General features: G+C 69.5%; 2 protein-coding genes. One reads left to right on the top strand and one right to left on the bottom strand.

Annotation, left to right across the window (positions count from 1 at the left end; all coding sequences use genetic code 11):
• Positions 1 to 91 precede the first annotated feature (91 nt).
• Complete coding sequence (locus GO592_RS15175; RefSeq protein WP_007298723.1) at positions 92 to 2,896, top strand: non-ribosomal peptide synthetase; 2,805 nt, start codon at positions 92 to 94, stop codon at positions 2,894 to 2,896.
• Here GO592_RS15175 and GO592_RS15170 read toward each other — a convergent pair.
• Positions 2,872 to 21,723, bottom strand: coding sequence for a non-ribosomal peptide synthetase (locus GO592_RS15170; RefSeq protein ID WP_202715197.1), 18,852 nt, complete (start codon positions 21,721 to 21,723; stop codon positions 2,872 to 2,874). The genes GO592_RS15175 and GO592_RS15170 overlap by 25 nt on opposite strands.
• Positions 21,724 to 22,041: the final 318 nt, after the last annotated feature.

The following is a 22,041-nucleotide window of genomic DNA, read 5'->3' as shown; positions in this document are numbered from 1 at the left end:
CGTTCGCGGTGGAGGCACAAGCTCCGGTCGCCGCGCGTTTCTCGACTAGGATTGCTCTATGCACCAATCCCGTTGGGGGAGGTCCGGGCCGGTGCGCACGTCGTTCGGCCATGCGATGACGGTGCGCCTGCCCAGCGGGGTGCGGTCGGAGACTCTCGCGGCGCGGTGGGACACGGCGTCCCGTCGCTGGTGGGAGCCCGCGACCCGGCCGACTCGTTTATGGGTGGAGGACGTGCCCGCCGTCTCGGCTTCGGAGGAGGCACGGCGCCGGCTCGTCGCCGAGTGCCGGCGGCCCGTCGCGGTCGACGGTCCGGTGGTGCGTGCAGTCCTGGTGCGGTACACCGACCAGGTAGCCGATCTGGTCGTGGTCGCCGACCGGCGTGATCTCGACACGGCCTCGCTCACGCTCCTGTGCGACGTGCTCGTTGGTGCGATCGGCGCCGACACGGTGATCGCGAATCCCGTTCGCCGTCATCGGCACGGTCGGACACTGCGTGGATGGAGGGCGGCAGTATTGCATTCCACTCACCCGCTGAGCCGGGCCCGCGAGGACGTGACAGCGACGGTGGCCGCCGCCGCCGCGGTCGTCACCGGCAGATGCCACGGCCTCCGCTCGGTGACGATCCCGGTGTGGCGGGGCGACCGGACGCGGCCACCCCGAGTGCTCGGCGGGTTCGAGAACTGGGTCGACCTGACGTTCGACACCTCCGGGAACCGTTCACCCGCCGAGCTGATCGACGAGGTGGAAAGCGCACGGCGACAGGAAGTGCCCCGGTATTCCGCGGAGATCGACGAGATGAGCAATGCGACTACCGGTGTGCTGGAGACGGTTCTGCGTGACCCCGGACATACGTACCTCCCCTGCCAGTCGGCGCCGTTCCCGCTGACACTCGTGCCGATAGTCGAGACCGGCGGGCACACCACCCTGGAGGTCTACGCCGACCCCGCATCTGTGGACGCCGATACCGCCAGGCGGTTCGGGCAGTGGGTCGTCCGTGTGGTGAACGGACTTTGCGACCCGTCCCCCCGACGACGTGGTGTGTTCGGCGAGGCGGTGGCGCCGCTGGGTGCCGGTGTGCGAGCGCCTGTCTCCGGTGGGCGGATCGAGCACCTCGTCGCCCGGCACGCGCACGAGCGTCCCGATGCGGTCGCGGTGACCCACGGCCGGCGCACACTGACCTACGGTGCACTCGACGAACAGTCGATCTGGGCGGCACGGGGTCTTCACGATCGCGGAGTCGGGCCGGGAGACCGGGTCGGAATCTGCCTGGATCGGTCGGTCGATCTCGTCGTGATGATGCTTGCGGTGTTGCGCGGCGGTGCGGCGTTCGTTCCGATGGATGTGCGGCATCCTCCGGATCGTCTCGTGTACACGGCGCGTGACGCCGATGTCCGATTGGTCGTCACCGAACTCGAGATTGGAGGCGGGTGGGACGGCGTACCGGTGGTGACGCCGGCGGAGCTGTCGGTGTCGGCATCGGTGCCGGGTGACGTGGATTGGGCCGTAGGCGGCGACGGCGCCCCGGCCTACGTGGTCTACACGTCCGGGTCGACCGGCCGGCCGAAAGGCGTGGTGATTCCGCATCGCGCCCTTCCGGCACTGATGGCGTCCACCGCAACCGAATTCGCGCCGACACCCGGCGACACCTGGTCGATGTTCCATTCGCCCGCCTTCGACTTCTCGGTGTGGGAGATCTGGGGCGCGTTGTCGTCCGGTGGCCGCCTCGTGATCGTGCCGTACTGGATCTCGCGGTCCCCGGTGGAGTTCCACACGGTGCTCGCCGACGAACACGTCACGGTCCTCAGTCAGACGCCGTCGGCGTTCGTGCACCTGGCCGCGGCCGACCGGGATCTCGAGCCGCTGTCCGCGCTCCGCCTGGTCGTCTTCGGCGGCGAGACCCTCGATCCTCGTGTGGTACTGCCGTGGCTCGATCGGTATCCGGAATCGCGATGCCGGCTGGTGAACATGTTCGGGACGACGGAAACCACCGTGCACGTCACCGCGCACACCGTGACACGGCGCGACGGCCTGACCGGAACACCAACGGTGGGGCTTCCACTACCCGGCTGGGAGGTGGTGGTCGCGGACGAGAACGGTCATCCGCTGCCGCCCGGAGTGGCCGGCGAGATCTACGTCGGCGGAGCCGGTGTCGCGCTGGGGTACCTCGACCGTCCCGGATTGACGGCCGGCCGCTTCGTCGCGGCACCCGGCGGGGCCCGGTGGTATCGCACGGGCGATCGCGGAAGGATCCGTGACGACGGCCGTCTCGAGCATCTCGGTCGACTGGACTTCCAGGTCCAGATTCGCGGATTCCGTGTAGAACTCGGCGAGGTGCGGTCCGTGCTACTCGACGACCCCGTCGTCGCGGCAGCGGCCGTGGTGCCGTCGGGGAGGCCGGAGGACCCGGCCGGAATCGCGATCGACGCCTACGTCGTTGCGGCCGGGCCGGCGACGGAGACCGAGACGGAGACGGTCGCGGCGATACGGGAACGCGTCGCCCGATTCCTACCCGAGCATATGGTGCCCCGCACGATCACGGTGGTCGACGCGTTGCCGCTCACCCTCAACGGAAAACTCGACGTGACAAGGCTTCCCGCGCCGGTCCCGCGGTCCGTGTCGCACACTGCCGTCGAACCGCAGGACGGCCCGCTCGCCGAGGTGGGAACGGCGCAGACGCTCACCGACATCTGGGAGTCGGTGCTGGGGGTCCCGGTGTCGCTGGACGACAACCTCTTCGAGCTCGGAGGTAACTCGCTGTGCGCGATCAAGGCCGACGGCATGATGCGGCGGCTCGGCCTTCCGGCTGTCCCAATGCGGGAGCTGTACCGGCATCCGAGCATTCGCGGAATCTGCGGCACTCTCGCGCGGCTCTATCCGCCCCGACCGGATACGTAGGTTTCGACGAGTACGCCGATCGCCCGTGCCGGACCCGGTTGCATCATGTCGTTGTGTGCGCAATCGACGCGTTCGTCCTGCACGGTGCCGGTGATCGAGTGGCCCAATCCGGCGTTGACGGACGGCGCACCGACGGCGCGGGAACTGTCCGCTGCGGTGAGCAGGAGCGCGTCACCGCGGAAGACTCTCGGGGCGAATCTCGTCGACAGCCGGGTCGACCGGGCATATCCCTCGGCGATTCGCCGCAGCTGGTCTGCCGTCAGAGCCGCGGCGGGACCGTAGGACTCGCCGAGACGGCGGCCGACGTCCGCGTACGTGAGAGACCGGGCGTCCTCGTCGGGGCTGCCGTCGACTCCCAGACCACGCAGAAGGTCGCCGGCGTCCAAGGCTTCGGGATCGGCTGTCGCGCCGCCAGGGTAACTGTCCAGGAGCACGAGGGACCCGACCTCCTCACCCCGGTCCTGCAGCTCGGTGGCCATGGCATGCGCGATCAGCCCGCCGAGCGACCAGCCGAGCAGATGATACGGTCCCGCCGGCTGGACGGTACGGACCTCGTCGAGGTATCGGTGTGCCAGTTCCTCGATGGAGTCGTACTCGGGACCGCCGCCCAGGGAGGGCAGTTGCAGTCCCCACACGGGCCGGTCCGGTGAGAGATGGCGGACCATGCCGGTGTACGCCCAGGCCAGGCCCATTCCGGCATGGACACAGAACAGTGGTGCGAGCCGACCACCACGGCGCAGCGGCACGACAACCCGGAGCGCGTCCTCGACCGACGCAGGCAGCGCTTCGGTCGTGAGGCGGGCCGCCAGACCTGCGGGAGTGGGGTCGAGGAAGAGGGCGGGAAGCGGCACCGGCCGGCCGAGTCGCCGCTGCAGGTCCGCGGCGACGCGGACCGCGGACAGTGACGTGCCGCCGAGCGTGAAGAAGTCGTCGTCCACTCCGATCGCGCGGTCCTCGCCGGTGTCGACGACTTCCGCGAAAGCCTCGACGACGGCTCGCTCCACTGCCGTGGACGGGGCCCGGAATCGTTCGGGCCGGGAGCCGAACTCGGGTTCGGGGAGGGCCGAGCGGTCGAGCTTGCCGGCCGGGGTGAGCGGCACCTCGTCGAGTACGACGACCGCGGCGGGAACCAGGTACGGCGGAAGCTGCGCGGACAACGCCGTGCGCACCGCACTCGCGTCGACGTCCGCGCCGGTCGCACCGCGGGCGTAGGTGACGAGTATCGTTTCCCCGTCTGGTCCGGTTCGCCCGGCGGTGGCCGCGAAACCGATGTCCGCGCGCGCCGCGAGGATCGAATCGACCTCGCCCGGCTCGACCCGGAATCCGCGCACCTTGATCTGGAAGTCGGTGCGCCCGAGGTGTTCGAGCGTGAGGTCAGGCCGGGTGCGTACCAGGTCACCGGTGCGGTACATTCGCGACCCGGGGGCGGCGAACGGGCAGGCGACGAAATGGGTCGCCGTCGTGGCCGGGCGGGCGTGGTAGCCGCGGGCCAGGCCGGGCCCTGCCAGGTACAGCTCACCCGGGGTGCCCGGGGGAACGGGATGCAGCCGGGCGTCGAGGACGGCGGCGGTGAACCCGCGGACGGGGCGCCCGATGGTGACAGGTTCCGCCGGTGCCAGCGGTTCACTGACATGCGACCAGATCGTCGTCTCGGTGGGACCGTACGCATCGAGCATGCGCCGGGCGGACGCCCATCGCCGGACCAGGTCCGCCGGGCATGGTTCACCGGCGACGGTGAGGACCTGCAGCGAGTCGAGCCCCGTCGGATCGAGCGATGCCAGCGCGGTCGGGGTGATGAACGCGTGGGTGATCCGCTCGCCGGCCAGGATATCCGCCAGCGCCGCACCGCCATACGTCAGCGGGGGGACGAGCACCACCCGCGCCCCCGCGCAGAACGCCATCGTCAACTCGAACAGCGCCGCGTCGAAACTGGGGGACGCGAGATGCGAGACCCTCGCATCGGGGGTGACCTGCAGGTGGTGACGTTCTTGCTCGAACAGGTTCGAAAGACCCCGATGCGACACCACAACCCCCTTCGGAGTGCCGGTCGATCCGGACGTGTAGATCAGATAGGCGGGGTTGTCCGGGTGCAGCGGACCCGCGCGGTCGACGTCGGTCACCGGGGTGGCAGGAAGGTGCCGCATCTGCGTCTCGAGGTCGGGATCGTCGAGCACCAGCCACTCGACCGTGTCCGGCAACTGTGTGCGGTACCGGGCGACGGTGACGCCGAGTACCGCTCCGCAGTCGTCGAGCATGTGGGTGATCCGGGTGGGCGGATACGTCGGGTCGACGGGTACCGACGCCGAACCCGAGCGGGCGACCGCCCACACGGCGCGGACCCACGCGAGGGATCGCGGCAATGCGAGGGCGACGAACCTTTCCGGTGCGGCACCCCGAGCGATGAGCAGCCGGGCGAACTGCGCGGAGTCGGCGTCGAGTTGGCGATAGGTGAGCGTGCGACCGGCGTCGCACACGGCCACCCGGTCGGAGTGCCGCTCCGCCGCCCCGGCCAGCAGGTCGGGCCACACCCGCGCCGGGAGGCCGGGCGGTCCGGAGACCGATGCGTCCTCGTCCTCGTCGCCGAGCGTCAGATCCCCGACCGGGTCGTCGGGGTCGGAGACGACCGCCGCGACGAGACGGGTCAGACGATCGGCGAAGCCCTGCACGGTCGCGGCGTCGAAGATGTCGGTGGCGTAGGTGAATCCGGCGGCGATCCCGTCCGGGGCACCGGACTCGTCGAACGTCTCGGCGACCACCAGTTCGAGATCGACCTTGGCGACGGGCGGCGTGTACTCCGCGACCGTGACGGTCAGGTCCGGCAGCGTGATCTCGGGTCGTAGGACGCTCTCGAATTCGAGGGACACCTGGAACAGCGGTGAGCGGGAGGTCGACCGCGGCGGGTCCACGGCCTCGACGACGCGCTCGAAAGGCAGGTCGGCGTGGAGGAAGGCACCGAGGTCGACGTCCCTGGTGCGGTCGAGTACCTCGGTGAACGACCGGGAGCCGTCGACAGGTGTGCGCAGGACGAGTGTGTTGACGAACATGCCGACGAGTTGGTCCAGCCGGGGATCGGGGCGGCCGGCGACGGGGGTGCCGATCACGATGTCGGAACTGCCGCTGAGGCGGGCGAGGAGGACAGCGAATAGCGCGTGGATCGCCATGAAGAGCGTCGAGTTGTTCTGCCGCGCGAGCGTCGATAGTGACCGGTGCAGGTCCCGTCCGATGCGGAACGCGACCCGGTCCCCGTGGTGGGTGCGGTGGGTGGGTCGGGGTCGGTCGGTGGGGAGGGGGAGGGTGTCGGGGAGGTTGGTGAGTGTGGTGGTCCAGTAGGTGGTTTGGGTTTGGGTGGTGGGGGTGGGGTGGTCGGGTGTGCCGAGGAGTTGGTGTTGCCAGTGGGTGTAGTCGGTGTAGGTGAGGGGTGGGGGTGTGGGGTGGGGTGGTTGGTGGTGGGCGGTGTAGGCGGTGTAGGCGGTGGTGAGGTCGTGGGTGAGTGGGGTGAGGGAGTGGCCGTCGGCGGCGATGTGGTGGAGGACGAGGGTGAGGGTGTGGTGGGTGGTGTCGAGTTGGTAGAGGTGGGTGTGGAGGGGGGTGTCGGTGGTGAGGTCGAAGGGGTGGGTGGTGTCTGCGTTGATGTGGTGGGGGAGTTGGGTTTCGGTGGTGGGGGTGGGTGTGAGTGGTGGTGTGGTGGGGTGGGGGTGGATGTGTTGGGTGGGGTGTCCGTGGTGGAGGGGGTAGGTGGTGTGGAGGGGTTGGTGGCGGTGGATGAGGTCGGTGAGGGCGTGGTGGAGGGCAGTGGTGTCGAGGTGTCCGGTGAGGTGGAGGGTGAGGGGGATGTTGTAGGTGGGGGTGGTGGTGTCGTATTGGTTGAGGAACCAGATGCGTTGCTGGGCGGGCGACAACGGTGCGAACTCCGGCTCCCTCGCGGCGGCGGTCAGCGAGGGGCGCGGCTCCGATTCGGTGTCGTCCAGGAGCAGTCGCGCCAGAGCACGCGGGGTGGGGGCATCGAACAGACTGCGCACGGCGAGGTCCGTGTGCAGGGTCGCGTTCACGCGGGCGACTGCCCGGGTCGCCGTCAGTGAGTCTCCACCTGCTGCGAAGAAGTCGTCGTCCACCCCCAGACTCGACAGGTCGAGTGACGCGGCGAGGATTTCCGCGACGGTCTGTTCGAGTGGGGTGGCCGCCGAAAGCTGCGCGGGAAGCGGGGTGGATCGGAGGGTGCGGAGCGCGTCGCGGTCGAGCTTTCCCGACGGCGTCCGCGGAATGTCGTCGATCTCGACGACCGCGGACGGAACGAGCTGTGCGGGAAGCCGACTCGTCAGGTAGTCGCGGAGTTCGCGGGGTCCGGTCGCGCCGGTGGTCGTCACGTAGGAGACCAGTGTCGCGTCCTGTCCGCTCGTGTCCGGGCCGCCCGTCGAGGGGAGCGTCACGCTGAACGTGACCGCCGGATGACCGGACAGCGCGGCGTCGATCTCGCCGGGTTCGATCCGGTACCCACGCACTTTCACCTGCGAGTCACTGCGACCCAGGTATTCGAGGACGGCACACCGCTCGCTCCCGGTGTTCCAGCGGACGACATCACCGCTGCGATACATGCGACCGCCCGGTGGGCCGAACGGATCGGCCACGAATCGGGTGGCGGTGAGTGCGGGCTTGCCGTGGTAGCCGCGGGCGATCGCATCGCCCGCGATGTACAACTCCCCCCGGGCCCGGATCGGGACCGGTTGCATCCGGGCGTCGAGCACGACCTCGGTGACGCCGTGGATCGGGCCGCCGATCACATTCGCACCGTCGGTGGCCGGATCGTCCGAGATATCTGCCGCCACGGTACTTTCCGTCGGTCCGTACGCGTTGATGAGTCGACGGTGCGGAGACCACCGGCGGATCACGTCGGGGGTGCACTTCTCCCCGCCGGTCACGACGCACTCGAGGTCGTCGAGGCCCCCGGGGTCCAGGGTGGCGAGAGTCGTGGGGGTCAGGAAAGCATGGGTCACCCGGCTGTCGGCGAGATGCCGACGCAGTTCATCCCCGCCGTAGATCGTGGTGGGCACGATCACCGCCGTGGCTCCCGCAGACCACGTGAGCAGATACTCGAGTACCGACGCGTCGAAGCTGGGAGACGCGAAATGCGCCACCCGGGACGCTGCGGTCACCCCGGTACGTCCGCGCAACGTGGTTGCGAGAGAGTTCAATCCACGGTGACCGACCACCACGCCTTTCGGAACCCCGGTGGACCCGGACGTATAGATCAGGTACGCCGCATTGTCGGGGCGGATCGTGGGCGCCTGACGAGCCCCCGTGTCACCGGTGTGCGGTGTCCGGCCGGCATCCGTGCCCTCGATGTCGATCCACGTGACGGTGTCCGGCAGCGCGTCGCGACGACTGCTCGTGGTGAGGCCGACGAGGACTCCGGAATCGGTGAGCATGTGCTGGATGCGGATCTGTGGATACGTCGGGTCGACGGGCAGGAACGCGGCGCCGGTTCCGGCGACGGCCCAGACGGCGAGGACTGATTCGAGGGACCGCGGTATCGCGATGGCGACCACACTTTCCGGACCGACGCCCGTCTCGACGAGGCGGTCGGCAAGGATCAATGCGCGGGCCTGCAGCTCGGCGTACGTCAGCCGGCGGGCCCCGTCGTCTACGGCGATGGCGTCGGGCGAGCGCTCAGCGGCGTCCGCGAGGATCGCGCCCAGAGTCCGCGGCTCGTCGGCTGCCTCGCCCCGGGCCGGCACCACCGCTCGGTGCTCCGCGGCGTCCAGCAGGTTCAGGCGGGCGATCGGCAGGGACGCGTCGGATCCCATGGCGACGAGCACACGTGCCAGTTGCCCGAGGATCGCGTCGACGCTATCGGCATCGAATGCCGACAGCTGGTAGATGCACCGCAGGTGGAGTGTGGTGTCGGTGGTGGTGGCGGCGAGTGCGAGGGGGTAGTGGGTGGCGTCGGTGGCGGAGGTGGTGGTGATGGTGAGGTCGGTGGGTGGGGTGGTGGTGTGGTGGGGGTAGTTCTCGTGGACGGTGATGGTGTCGAAGGTGGTGGCGTGGGGGTTGGGGATGTGGGTGAGGGGGAGGTGGTGGTGGTCGAGGAGTTGTGTGTGGGTGGTGTGGGTGTGGTGGAGGAGGGTGGTGAGGGTGTCGGTGGGGTGGAGGGTGATGCGGACGGGGATGGTGTTGATGAAGAGTCCGATCATGGTTTCGATGCCGGGGATGTGGGGTGGGCGTCCGGAGACGGTGGTGCCGAAGGTGATGTCGGTGGTGCCGGTGTGGGTGGCGAGGACGAGGGCCCAGGCGGTGTCGAGGATGGTGTGGAGGGTGAGGTCGTGGGTGCGGGCCACGGTCCGCAACGCATCCGTCTGGGCGGTCGTCAGTGTCACCACGCGCTCCGCGCAGGGACCCGCGTCCCGGTGAGGATCGAGACCCGGTGCGAGCCGCGTCGCGTCCTCGACACCCTCGAGCGCACGATCCCACGCGGCGACGGACGCCGAGACATCGCGCGTGCCCAGCCATTCGAGGAAATCACGGTACGGCCGCACCGGCGCAAGCGCATCGGGATCGGCGTGGTGCTCGTAGAGCTGGAGGAGTTCGTGCAGCAGTAGCGGGGTGGACCAGCCGTCGAGTACCAGATGGTGGTTGGTGAGCACCAGGTGGTGGTCGTCGGGACCGGTCGTGACAAGGGTGAATCGCAGGAGAGGAGGCTCGGCCGGGTCGAACGGCGCGGCGCGGTCCGCGGTGAGGATGTCGTCGAGCTCTGCGGCGGGACGGTGTGCGGTGGTGACGTCGTGGTACGCCCAGGCGAGAGCAGTGGTTGTCACGACCTGTACCGGTGTGCCGTCCGGCGTGTGGGTGAAGGCCGCGCCCAGGTTCGGGTGACGGCCGAGCAGGGCTGCCACGGCGTCGCGCAGGCGGTCGTGGTCGAGGGGTCCGCTGATGTCGAGGACGAATTGCACGACGTAGGCGTCGGCGGCGGGCCCGCCGAGTTCGGCGTGGAACAGCAGACCGGCCTGCAAGGGGGTGAGGGGCCAGACGTCGGTGAGGGTGGGGTAGTGGTGGTGGAGTGCGTCGAGGGTGGTTCGGTCGAGGTGGACGAGGTCGAGGTCGCTGGGGGTGAGCCGGCCGGCGCCGGGTCGGCTGATGTGGTCGGCGAGGGCGGTGAGGGCCTCGGTCCACAGCTCGGTGAGGTCGTCGACATCGGTCGCGGCGAGCACACCGGAGGCGTAGGACCACGTCGCCGTCAGCCGTGCAGTGCCCTCCGTGACGACCGTCGCGGCATCGATCGTCAGGACCGCGGCAGCCGCAAGGTCCGAGTCGGGGTGTCGGCCGAGATCCACATCCGTCACGGGCGTCCAGCCCGCGTCCGCACCTGACGGCGGGTAGTCGAAGCGGCCGAGGTAGTTGAGGGTGGTTTGGGGTTGGGGGAGGTTGCGGAGTTGGGTTGCGGTGTGGGGGTTGAGGTAGCGGAGGGGGCCGTATCCGGTGCCGTGGTCGGGGGTGTTGTGGAGTTGTTCTTTGATGGTGGTGAGGGCGTGTCCGGTGGCGGGTCCGCCGGTGAGTGCGTTGTCGAGGTCGATGTCGGTGAGGTCGAGGAGGGTTGGGTGGATGGTGGTGAACCAGCCGATTGTTCGGGTGAGGTCGGCGCCGGGGATGAGGGGGTCGGTGCGGCCGTGGCCTTCGATGTTGACGAGCAGTGTGTGGGTGGGGGTGTGGTGGCGGTGGCGCCAGGTGGTGATGGCGAGGGCGAGGGCGGTGAGGAGGGCGTCGTCGATGCCGCAGTGGTAGGTGGTGGGGAGGGTGGTGAGGAGGGTGTGGGTGGTGTGGGGTGGGAGTTCGATGGTGGTGTGTGTGGTGGTGTTTTCGGTGTCGTGGGTGGGGTCGAGGGGTCTGGTGCCGAGTGGGGGGTCGGGGGTGGTGAGGATGTTGCGCCAGTGGGGGAGTTCGTGTTCGCGGTGTGGGGTGGTGTCGGTGAGGGCGTGGGCGTAGCGGCGTGCGGTGGTGGTGACGGGTGGGAGTGTGGGGGTGGTGCCGGTGGTGTGGGCGTGGTGGGCGGTGGCGAGGTCGGGGATGAGGATGCGCCAGGAGATGCCGTCGGTGGCGAGGTGGTGGATGGTGATGAGGAGGTGTCCGGGTTGGGTGCGGGGGTCGAGCCAGACGAGTTGGAGCATGATCCCGTTCTCGGGATCCAAACGTGCTGCGGCAGCACGGGACTCGACCTCGGCCCGGCCCCTCAGGTCGGCCGCATCATCGAGTGCGACCCGGCGGATCAGCGACTCGACCCGTGGAGCCTGGTCGGCGGCCAGGACCTCCAACGCCGTGTCTTCGTCCGTTGTGCCGCGCCGGAGGCGGGCTCGGAGCATGTCGTGGTGGTCGAGGACCGTCTGCACGGTGGCGGTGAGGGTGTCGGTGTCCAGGTCGGGTGGTGCGGTGAGCAGAACCGCTTGGCAGTACGTGTCGAGGTTGCCGCCGCGTTCGAGCAACCACCGCGCGGCCGGTGGCAGCGGGAAGGAGCCGATCCCGCCGCCGGGTAGTTCGGGGAGGGCCGCCCTCGGCTCCGGTCGTGTCGAGATCACGCGCGCGAGCCGGGCGATCGTCCTGTGCTCGAACACATCCCGAGGAGTGAGTGCGAGTCCGGCGGTCTTCGCGCGAGCCACCAACTGGATGGCCATGATGCTGTCGCCACCGAGTGCGAAGAAGGAGTCGTCGACGCCTACGGACTCGAGGCCGAGCACGTCGCCGACCAGCGACACCAGCGCGTCCTCGACAGCTGTTCCGGCAGCGCGGAATTCCGCGGCGCGGGTCGTGAAGTCGAGAGCCGGGAGCGCGTTCCGGTCGATCTTTCCGTGGGACGTGAGCGGCAGCGTGGACAGGGGGATCACTGCGGACGGAACCATGTGCGAGGGGAGAAGGGACCTTGTGTGGTCGATCAGTTCCTGCTCGGCCACTTCGGTGCCGGGGACCGGTACGACATATCCGACGAGGTGGTCTGCGCCGTTTCGATCGGCCCGCAGCACGACGACGGCCTGCGCGACCGCGGGGTGACGTAGGAGGACGGACTCGACCTCGCCTGGCTCGACGCGGTAGCCGTGCAGCTGTACCTGGAAGTCTGTGCGGCCGTGGTACTCCAGCCGCCCGTCGGCGTTCCAGCGGGCTAGGTCTCCGGTTCGGTACATGCGGGAGCCGGGGGCGCCGAACGGATTCGCGACGAACCGGCCGGCGGTGAGCGCGGGCCTGCCGAGATATCCCCGGGCCAACTGGGCACCGCCGAGGTACATTTCGCCGGTCACCCCGGGGACGACGGGGTGCAGACGATCGTCGACGACGTAGACCTGTGTGTTCCACACCGGCGTCCCGATGGGCGCCGTGGTGTCGGCGTGGTCGGTCGCGATGTCCTGGTACGTCGCTGTCACGGCCGCCTCTGCGGGACCGTACATGTTGCCGAGACGGACGCCCTGCGCGAGCACGCTGCTCGCCGTCCGTGCAGTGATCGCCTCACCCCCGGTCAGGACCCGTCGCATCGACCCGGGGAAGGCGTGCCGGTGATCGTTGACGAACACGTCGAGCAGGGAGGGCACGAACTCCACCAGCGTGATCTGCATGTCGTCGAGGAGGCCGGACAGGTAGTCGAGGTCGAGCTGCCGTTCCGGGGGCAGGAGAACCAGGACGCTTCCCGAGCACAGAGCCGCGAAGCACTCCCAGATGGCGACGTCGAACGCGATCGGCGCCTTCTGTACCGTCCGGTCACCCTCGCGCAGTGGCAGCAGTGCCTGCGACCAGGCCAGCTGGTTCGCGATCGCCGCGTGGGATACCGCCACCCCTTTGGGCGTGCCGGTCGAGCCGGACGTGTAGACCACGTAGGCCAGGTTGTCGGGGCGCAGCGGTGCGCCGCGGTCCACGTCGGTGACCGGTGCGGTGTCTCGGGCCGAGAGGTCGATGTCGTCGAACCGCGCCACCGGAACCCCGGTCGGAACGGGTGGATCGGCGTCGGCGGTCGTGACGACGAGAGCAGCCGACGAGGATTGAATCAGCGATTCGATGCGGTCGGCGGGGTGGCCGGGATCGAGGGCGAGCACCGCCGCACCGGACTTGACCACCGCATACATCGCCGCGAGCATCTCGAAGGAGCGCGGGATCACCAGGGCCACGACAGATTCGGCGCCGATCCCGCGGACGAGGAAGGAGCGCGCCAGCCGGGTCGACCAGGTATCGAGTTCGGCGTAGGTGAGGGTTCGAGCCTCACAGCGGACGGCAGGCGCGTCGGGTGTCGTCGCCACCCGTGCCTCGAACAGGTCCACGATCGTCGCCGCCGGAAGGTCGTGGGCCGTGGCGTTCCAGCGGTCGAGGACGAGCCCGCGCTCGGCGTCGTCGAGGATGTCGATGTCGCCGACCACGGCGTCGGGGTCGGTCAGGCCCGCAGTGATCACCCGAAGGAGCCGGCCGGCGAATGCACTGATCGTGTCGGCGTCGAACAGGTCGGTGGCATAGACGATCTGCCCGCTCATCCCCGACCCCGAATCGTCCTCGGCCGGTTGTTCGTGCAACACCACATTCAGGTCGAACGGCGACACCCGGGGGTCGAGGTCCGCGACAACTACCTCGAGGCCGGGCAGTGCGAGGCGTGGCGGCTCGATGTTCTGGAACGTCAGCATCACCTGGAACAACGGATGGCTCCCCGCCGAACGCGGTGGGTGGAGTTCGTCCACGAGGGTTTCGAACGGAATGTCGGCGTGCGCGAACGCCGCCAGGTCTGCTCCCCGCACCGCCGCCAGGACGTCACCGAACGGGGCCGCGGGATCGATTGTCGTGCGCAGAACGAGTGTGCCGACGAACATGCCGACGAGGGGGTCGAGTTCCTGTTCGCCGCGGCCGGCGGTCGGCGACCCGACGACGACGTCCGTGGTGGCGGTGAGCCGGGACAGCAACACGGCCAGGGCCGCGTGGATGACGACGAATGTCGTCGTGTCGTGGGCTCGGGCGAAGTCGACGAGTCGGCGATGCGTCGTCGCGGGCAGAACGAACGGAACCGCTGCGGCCCGGTACGATGCGGTGGCGGGGCGCGGCCGATCCAGCGGCAACTCCAACCGTTCGGGGAGATCCGCGAGCGCCGTCCGCCAGAAGTCGAGTTGCCGTGCCACCCGGGACGCCGGGTTGGTGACGGACCCGAGGATCTCCCGCTGCCACACCGTGAAATCCGAGAACTGCACGGGCAACGGGTCCCACGCGGGTGCACGGCCGGCGCGGCGCGCGGTGTAGGCGGTGGAGAGGTCGCGGGCCAGGGGAGCCAGCGAGGACCCGTCGGCGACGATGTGGTGCACGACGACAGCCAGGACGTGGTGGCTTTCGTCGAGTTGCCACAGTCGGACTCGAACCGGCGGACGGACGGTCACGTCGAACCCCTCGGCGACGGCCTCCTCGACGAGGCCGGAGACATGCGCTGCGTCGGCCACCGGGGACGGCGCCAGATCGACCGAAACACTCTCGGCGGGGACGACGACCTGCACCGGTCCGGTGTCGGTCAAGGGATAGAGGGTTCGCAACGGTTCGTGCCGGACGAGAACGTCGAGAAGGGCAGCGCGCAGCGCGGTGACGTCGAGGAGTCCGGTGAGCCGGACCACCATCGGAACGTTGTAGACGGCCGACGTCACGTCGAACTGATTGACGAACCACATCCGCTGCTGCGCGAACGACACCGGTGCAGGTTCGGTATGCACCCGGGGTCCCAGGGCAGGTCGATCCGGGTGTACATCGCTCGCGTCGAGGACGGCGGCCAGTCCGCGTACCGTGGGCGCCTCGAACAGGGAGCGGATCCCGATCCGGGTTCCGAACGCCGAATCGATTCGGGCGACCACCTTCGCCGCGTCGAGCGACGTGCCACCCAGTTCGAAGAAGTTGTCGTCGACACCGACGCCACCGACACCGAGAACTCGCCCGATCACCCTCGACACCGTCTCCTCGGCCGGAGTGGCGGGGGCACGGTAGACGGGCGAGTGCCGCAGTTCCTCGGGAACGGGAAGGGCATCGAGGTCGACGTTTCCGGTCTCCGTGACGGGCAGCCGGTCGAGGACGACGACCGTGCCCGGGACCCAGGGCGGAGGCAGGATCATGGCGGCGTGAACGCGGACGTCGGAGATGGCCGGCGCGGCTCCGTCGGCCGGCACGACATACGACACGAGCGCGGGCTTTCCGGAGCGCGGGGTGTGGTCGACGGTGACTGCGTTCGCAACGTGCGGATGCGCGGTGAGGACGGCATCGATGTCGCCGAGCGGCATGCGGTAGCCGCGCAGTGCGGCCTGGAAGTCGCGGCGCCAGAGAATGTTCAGGTTTCCGGTCGGCGTGAGGCGAGCGGCGTCGCCGGTGCGGAGCATGCGTCCGCCGGGCGGGCCGAAGGGACTCGCCACGAAGTGGGTGCTCGTCGCGGCGGCCCGGCCGTGGTAGCCACGAGCCAGTGCGGGGCCACCGACGTACAACTCGCCGACGACGTTGGGCGGGACAGGCTGAAGGCGGTCGTCGAGAACCGCGAATCTGCGTCCCCGCCCGGGCCGGTACTCCATCCGGTCGGCACCGGATTCCGGTGCACGATCCCCGGCAACGGCGAACCATACGGTCTCGACGGACGCGTACACGGCAACGACTCCGGGGGCAGCCACGACCGCGGCGTCGACGGGGTCACCGGTGAGCAGGACCGATCGACGTTCGTCCGCCCCCGGCGCGGATTCCCCTGCGCGGGAAAGGTACTCGTACGCGGCCGGACTCTGGGAGAGCATGGTCACGCCGCGCCGGTACAGCAGGTCGGCGAGGGCGGCCGGTGACGAGGCGGTGGTGTCGTCGACCACCTCGAGCCGGCCTCCGTGGAGGAATGCGCTCCACGGAGTCAGGACGGTGACGCCGGCCGTGAAGGCCGGGACCATTGCCCAGACATCCTCGGTCGTCACGGCGTGCGCGGGACGCGCCAGTGCGGAGAGTACTGCGCGGTGACTCACCGACACCGGTTTCGGCGGCGTCGTCGATCCGCGCGTGAGCAGGACGTACGCGGCCGCGTCGGGGGTGGGGCCGGCGCCACCGTCGACGGCGGTCAGCGGGAGACCCGACCTGCCTGCGAGGGCGGCGACGGTGCCCGGCGCGTCGAGGACGAGGGTGCGCAAGTGCCCGTGGGGAAGCCGTTCCGCCAGAGCGGACGTCGTCACGAGGACGGCGGCATGGACGTCGGTGATCAGCCGGGAGAGTCGCGCGGGCGACGCCCATCCGGGATCGAGCGGGAGGCATACACCTCCTGCCGCGAGTACGCCCAGTGTGACGGCGACGTAGTCCACGGAGCGGGGCATCACCACGGCGACGAGGCGTTCCGGTTCCACTCCGTGCTCGACGAGAAGCCGGGCGATTCGATTCACCCGTTCGGCGAGCTCACCGTACGACAGCGTGTCACCCGCGAACGACAGCGCGACGGCGTCCGGTTTCCTGGCCGCCATACGCGCAAACTCCTCGGGCAGAGTCGTCCCGGGGTCCGGTTCGTCCGGGGCGGCCCACGAACGGAGGGCGATGTCGCGTTCCCCGTCGGAGAGCAGATCGATGTTCCCGACCACGGCGTCCGGCTCGGTGGTCACGACGCCCAGGACGCGGACGAGTCGGTCGGCAATTCCACGCACCGTCGCTTCGTCGAACAGATCGGTGGCGTACACGATTCCGCCGTCGATTCCCTGCGGCGCCCCGTCGTCATCGACGCGTTCACTGAGCCACACCTGCAGGTCGAACTTACAGATCTTCGGGTCGTAGGCGACGGCCGAGACGTGCAGACCGGGCAGGTCGAGCTCACGCGCCTCGTGTCCGGCCGGAAGGATGTGCTGGAACTCGAGGAGAACCTGGAACAACGGTGAACGGCTGTCCGTGCGTTCGGGTTCGAGGGCGTCCACCAGTTTCTCGAACGGATAGTCGGCGTGTGCGAAGGCGCCCAGGTCGACATCCCGCACGGTGCGTACGGTGTCCGCGAAGCCCGCCGCGGGATCGATGCGGGTGCGCAGCACGAGGGTGTTGACGAACATGCCCACCACGTCGTCGAGTGCGGGCTCCCCGCGGCCCGCGACAGGGGTGCCGATGCTGACATCGTCGGTGCCGGCGAGCCTGGCGAGCACGACGGCCAGCGCCGCGTGACACGTCATGAAGAGTGTCGATGTGCAGGTTCGGGACAGTGCCCGCATGCCGGCGTGCAGGTCCGGAGGCAGGTGGAATTCCACTCGGCCGCCGTGCAGGGACAGCCGCTGCGGGCGGGGACGGTCGGTCGGCAGCGCGACAAGGGGCGGCGATCCACGGAGCGACTCACTCCAATAGTCGAGTTGCCGCGACGTGAGGCTGTCGGGATCGGTGGGCTGACCCAGCAAGGCGTGTTGCCACAAGGCGTAGTCGACGTACTGCACGGCCGGCGGTTCCCAGGCCGGGGCGCGTCCGCCGACCCGGGCTCGATAGGCGGCGGAGAGGTCACGGGCCAGCGGACCGGCCGACGCACCGTCGGCCGCGATGTGATGGATCACCAGCGCCAGTACGTGGTCGGTGTCGCTCATCGCGAACAGAGACGCGCGCAGCGGCGCGTCGACGGTGACGTCGAACGGCGCGGCCGCGGCCCGGGCGACGTGCTCGTCGAGGTCGGACGGACCGTCGACGTGCACGATCTCGACCCGGGGCAGCGCCCGCTCGGCGGGCAGGATCACCTGATGTGGTCCGTTGTCCGAGGCCGGGTACACCGTGCGAAGCGACTCGTGCCGTTCGACGACGTCGCCGATCGCTGCGGCGAGGGCGACGACGTCGAGGTGCCCGGTGAGCCGGACGATCAGCGGAATGTCGTAGGCGGGGGAGTGTGGGTCGTACTGGTTGACGAACCACATGCGTTCCTGGGCCGGGGAGAGCGCAATCCTGGCGGGACGCGGGAACCGGCGGAGTGGAGGCCGCCCGGAGCCGCCACCGCGTCGGCTGTCGACAACACCGGCGAGTGCGGCGACCGTCGGATGCTCGAAGAGATCACGGACGTCCAGCGACGTTCCCAGGGCGGAATTCAGCCGTGCCACCACCCGGGTCGCCGCCAGGGAACCTCCGCCGAGATCGACGTAGTCGTCGTCCACACCGACGCCGGTGACACCGAGCACGGTCTCGAACACCGACGCCACCGTGTCTTCCGTCGGCGTGCGCGGCCGGTGGCCGGTGCCGCTCCGCGGTTCGAACGTCGGCGCGGGGAGCGCGGCACGGTCCAGCTTGCCGCTCGGGGTACGCGGAATGACGTCGAGGGCGACGACCGCGGCCGGGAGCATGTGCGCGGGCAGCGTGCGCGCCAGCCGACGGCGCACTTCCTCGGCATCGACGCGCCACCCCTCGGCCGGGTGAATGTAGGCGATCACCGCGGCATCTCCCGTGTGCGGGTCGGTCGCGGCCGTCGCGACGGCGTACGTCACATTGGGATCGGCACGCAGGAGTGCCTCGATCTCCCCGAGTTCGATGCGGAACCCGCGGACCTTTACCTGGAAATCGCTGCGCCCGACGTAGACGAGGTCGAGGGCGGCGGGTGTGTCCTCTTCGTGCCGGCCGCGCCATCGCACCAGATCGCCGGTCCGGTACATTCGCGTCCCCGGTGAGCCGAAGGGGGCGGCCACGAAACGGACGGCATCGAGTCCGGCACGGTCTCGGTACCCGCGCGCAAGGCCTGGGCCGGCGAGGTACAGCTCGCCGACGGTGCCCGGTGGAACCGGGTGTAGCCGGTCGTCGAGCACGACGACCTCGAACCCGCACACCGGCGCACCGAGGGTGACCGGCTCATCCGGCACGAGCGGTGTGCTGAGGGTCGACATGATCGTCGCCTCGGTGGGCCCGTAGGCGTTGAGGAGGCGGCGCCCCCTCGCCCATGTCGACGCGACTTCTGGCGGGCAGGCTTCGCCGGCGACGGTGAGATGCGACAGGGTCGGCACGCCAAGGGGATCGAGCGTGGCGAGGGTGGTCGGGGTGAGTACGGCGTGGGTCACCCGATGCTCGGTGAGTACTCGCTCCAGTTCCACGCCCCCGACCACTTCGGGCGGGACGATCACCACGCGCGCTCCGGATCCGAAAGCTGCGAGCAGTTCGAACAGGGAGGCGTCGAAGCTCGGCGACGCGAACTGGGCCACCCGCCCGGTCGGCGGCACGTCGAATCCTTCACTCTGTGCGGCAATCAGATTCGCGATCCCGCGGTGGGTCACGACCACCCCTTTGGGGGCGCCGGTCGATCCCGAGGTGTAGATGAGATAGGCCGGATGGTCCGACCGCAGCGGTCGGGGGCGGTCGGCGTCGCCGACCGGTGTGGTGATCCGGTCGGACAGAGCGCCCTCGACGTCGCGGTCGTCGAGTTCGATCCACTCGACGTCGCCGGGCAGGGCGTCCCGGTGGCGGCCGACCGTGACCCCGAGAGTCGCCGCGGAATCGGTGAGCAGGTGCGCGATGCGGGCTTCGGGGTATCCGGGATCGACGGGCAGGAAGGCGGCCCCCGACTTCGCGACCGCCCACACGGCGCGGACGAAATCCGCGGATCTCGGGAGAGCCAGGGCGACCACGGTTTCCGGGCCGGCGCCCCGGGAGAGGAGCAGTCGGGCGAGCCGGGTGGAGTCGTCGTCCAGCCGACGGTACGCGATGCCGGTACGGTCGGCACCGCCGGCAGCGTCGACGACGGCGATCGCGTCCGGGTCACGGTGTGCCGCGTCCGTCAGCAGGTCCGGCAGCGTGCGCGGCGGAACTCCCGGATCACCGCGCGCGGGCACGAGCCGGCGCCGTTCGGCGGAACTCAGCAGGTCGAGATCGGCGACCGCGATGTCGGGGTGCGCCGTGACCTGGGCGAACACTCGGACCAGACGGTCGGCGAATCCCTGGATAGTCGACGGCTCGAAGAACTCCCGCGCGAAGGCCAGCCGGAGGTCGAGTCCGGCACGATCGGGGTGTTCGACGATGTGGACCCAGAGGTCGGGGCCCTCGTCGGACCGCCCATCCGGCTCGCGCGAGTGGTCGATGGTCTGCACGTCGAACCCGACCTGGAACGGGTGCCGGCCGCGGGAGGGTGCTGGAAACCCGAGTGCCGCGGCGACCTCGTCGAAGGTCACGTCGGCGTGTGTGAACGCGCCGAGTTCGGCCGTACGCGCGCGCTCGACGAGCTCGGTGAACGATTCGGTGCCGTCGACCCGGATACGCAGAAGCAGAGGCGATCCGCCTGAGCCCGCGGGTGTCCCGAGGACGACGTCGCGGATCCCGCCGAGATGAGCGAGCAGTGCCCCGAGCGCCGCATGCGTGACGGTGTACGCGGCGAACGGGCAGTCCCGTCCGAGGGTCTCGATCCGGTGATGCAGTTCCGCGGTCACGTGCGCCTCGACGTGCTCGCGCCGGCGGTCGACGGTACCTTCGCGGCGGGTGTAGTCGCGGGCAAGAGGCGTGTCGTGAGGAAGGTCGGCGAGCATCGTCCGCCAGTAGTCCAGATCTGCTGTGCGCCTGCGACTCCGCAAACCTTCGTGTGCGGTCTCCGCGTGCACCCCTGCCATGGGATCGCCGGGATCTGCCGCGAGGAACTCCTCGAGGAGGCTCACGAAGGACCGATGGTGACGAGCCAGTTCGTCCCGGGAGTAGCGGTGGGGGTTCCCGCGGAACTCGACGACCATCCGCCCGGCAGCGGCGGTGCGGTACACATTGACCAGCAGATCCTCCACCGGCCCCGAGGTGACCACGTGAAAGTCTCCGGTGAGCGGTCCGAACAGGATCCGGGGGCGGAAGAGCATGACGTTGACCAGCGGCCCGGACAGCGAGTCCGCCGCGTCGGCATCGCGCCGGATATCCTCCAGGGTGAACCGCTGATGACGGAGAGCGCCCAGAATTTCGTGGTGGACCCGGCGGGTGAGAGTGGCCACCGTGTCGTCGGGTGCGGTGGAAACCTGCAATGGAGCGAGTCCGACGAGCATCCCGCCCGATCGCTGCAGCAGCACGGTCGTGCGGCCCGACACCGGGAGGTCGACGAGCACGTCGTCCCGTCCGGTCATGCGGGCCAGATACGTGCCGAAGGTGGCGATCACGACGGTCGCCGGCGGCACACCGAGCCGTTCGCCGGAACTGTCGAGTCGCTCCGTCGCGGACGCAGACAAGGTGGCCGTCTCGAGGATGCTTTCCGCGACGGCGGGTGCCACCGTCGGGGACAGGCTCGAGTTCGAACGGCGGCCGGTGAGGTGCTCCCGCCAGTAGGCGCGATCGGACTCGTAGCGCGTCGACGACCGGTACGCCTCGTCGAGGCGGTGAAGGGTGCGCAGATCTGCGGCACCGGCGGGTTCCGGCGTCCGGGCCTCCATACGGGCGGTGTACAGCGCGGCGATCCGGTTCACGAGCGTCATCGCCCCGTACCCGTCCAACGCGATATGGTGAATTCTGCTGTACCACAAGTAGTGATCGTTACCGACTCGTAACACCGTCGACGTAGCCAGCTGGTCCCGGGTGGGATCGAGCGGCGCGGTGTAATCCCGCGTCATCCACGCGTGAGCGGCCGCAGTGGGATCGTCCTCGCCACCGAGGTCGACAAATCCGGTCGACAGGTCGATGGTCGGGTCGACGGTCTGGAACGGCTCCCCGTCGATCTCGAACACCCGGAGGAACGCCGACTGTAACTCGCGGCCGGCGGTCACCGACGCGTCGTCGAGGACGGCGAGGTCCAGGGCGCCGTGCACCTCGACGTACTGCGCAATGCACGTCGGGACGTCGGGAGCGAGGCGCTGGGCCAGCCAGATTCCGCGCTGCGCGCACGTCAGTGGGAAGGCATCGGGACGACTGCGAGCGGTCGCGTCGCTCCTGTTCGTGGTATCCACTTGTTCACACCTCCCGACGGCAATCAAGAAGATGGCCCCTGGGGTCGGATGTTTTCGGCTTAGCTGATCTATATCGCGGCCGCAACCAGGTCCGTTACTACCAGTATGTGCTGTCACCTGCGGCGATGCCCCGTCCGCCGCGCTGTGTGCCGTCGTTCGGGACTCGCCCGGTGCCCGCGATCGACCCGTGCGTAGGCGGTCACGGTCAGGAAACGGTGACGACGGTCGCGAGTCGCAATCGGCGAATTGGCATAGGCCCGTGCGAACTTGCGCGCGCTTCCTACAACTAAACCTCCTTGTCACGCGCGTTTACGGGCA

Origin of the sequence: Rhodococcus sp. 21391 (assembly GCF_016772255.1) — a bacterium.
GTDB lineage: Bacteria > Actinomycetota > Actinomycetes > Mycobacteriales > Mycobacteriaceae > Rhodococcus_F > Rhodococcus_F opacus.
This window is presented reverse-complemented; position numbering and strand designations above follow the sequence as displayed.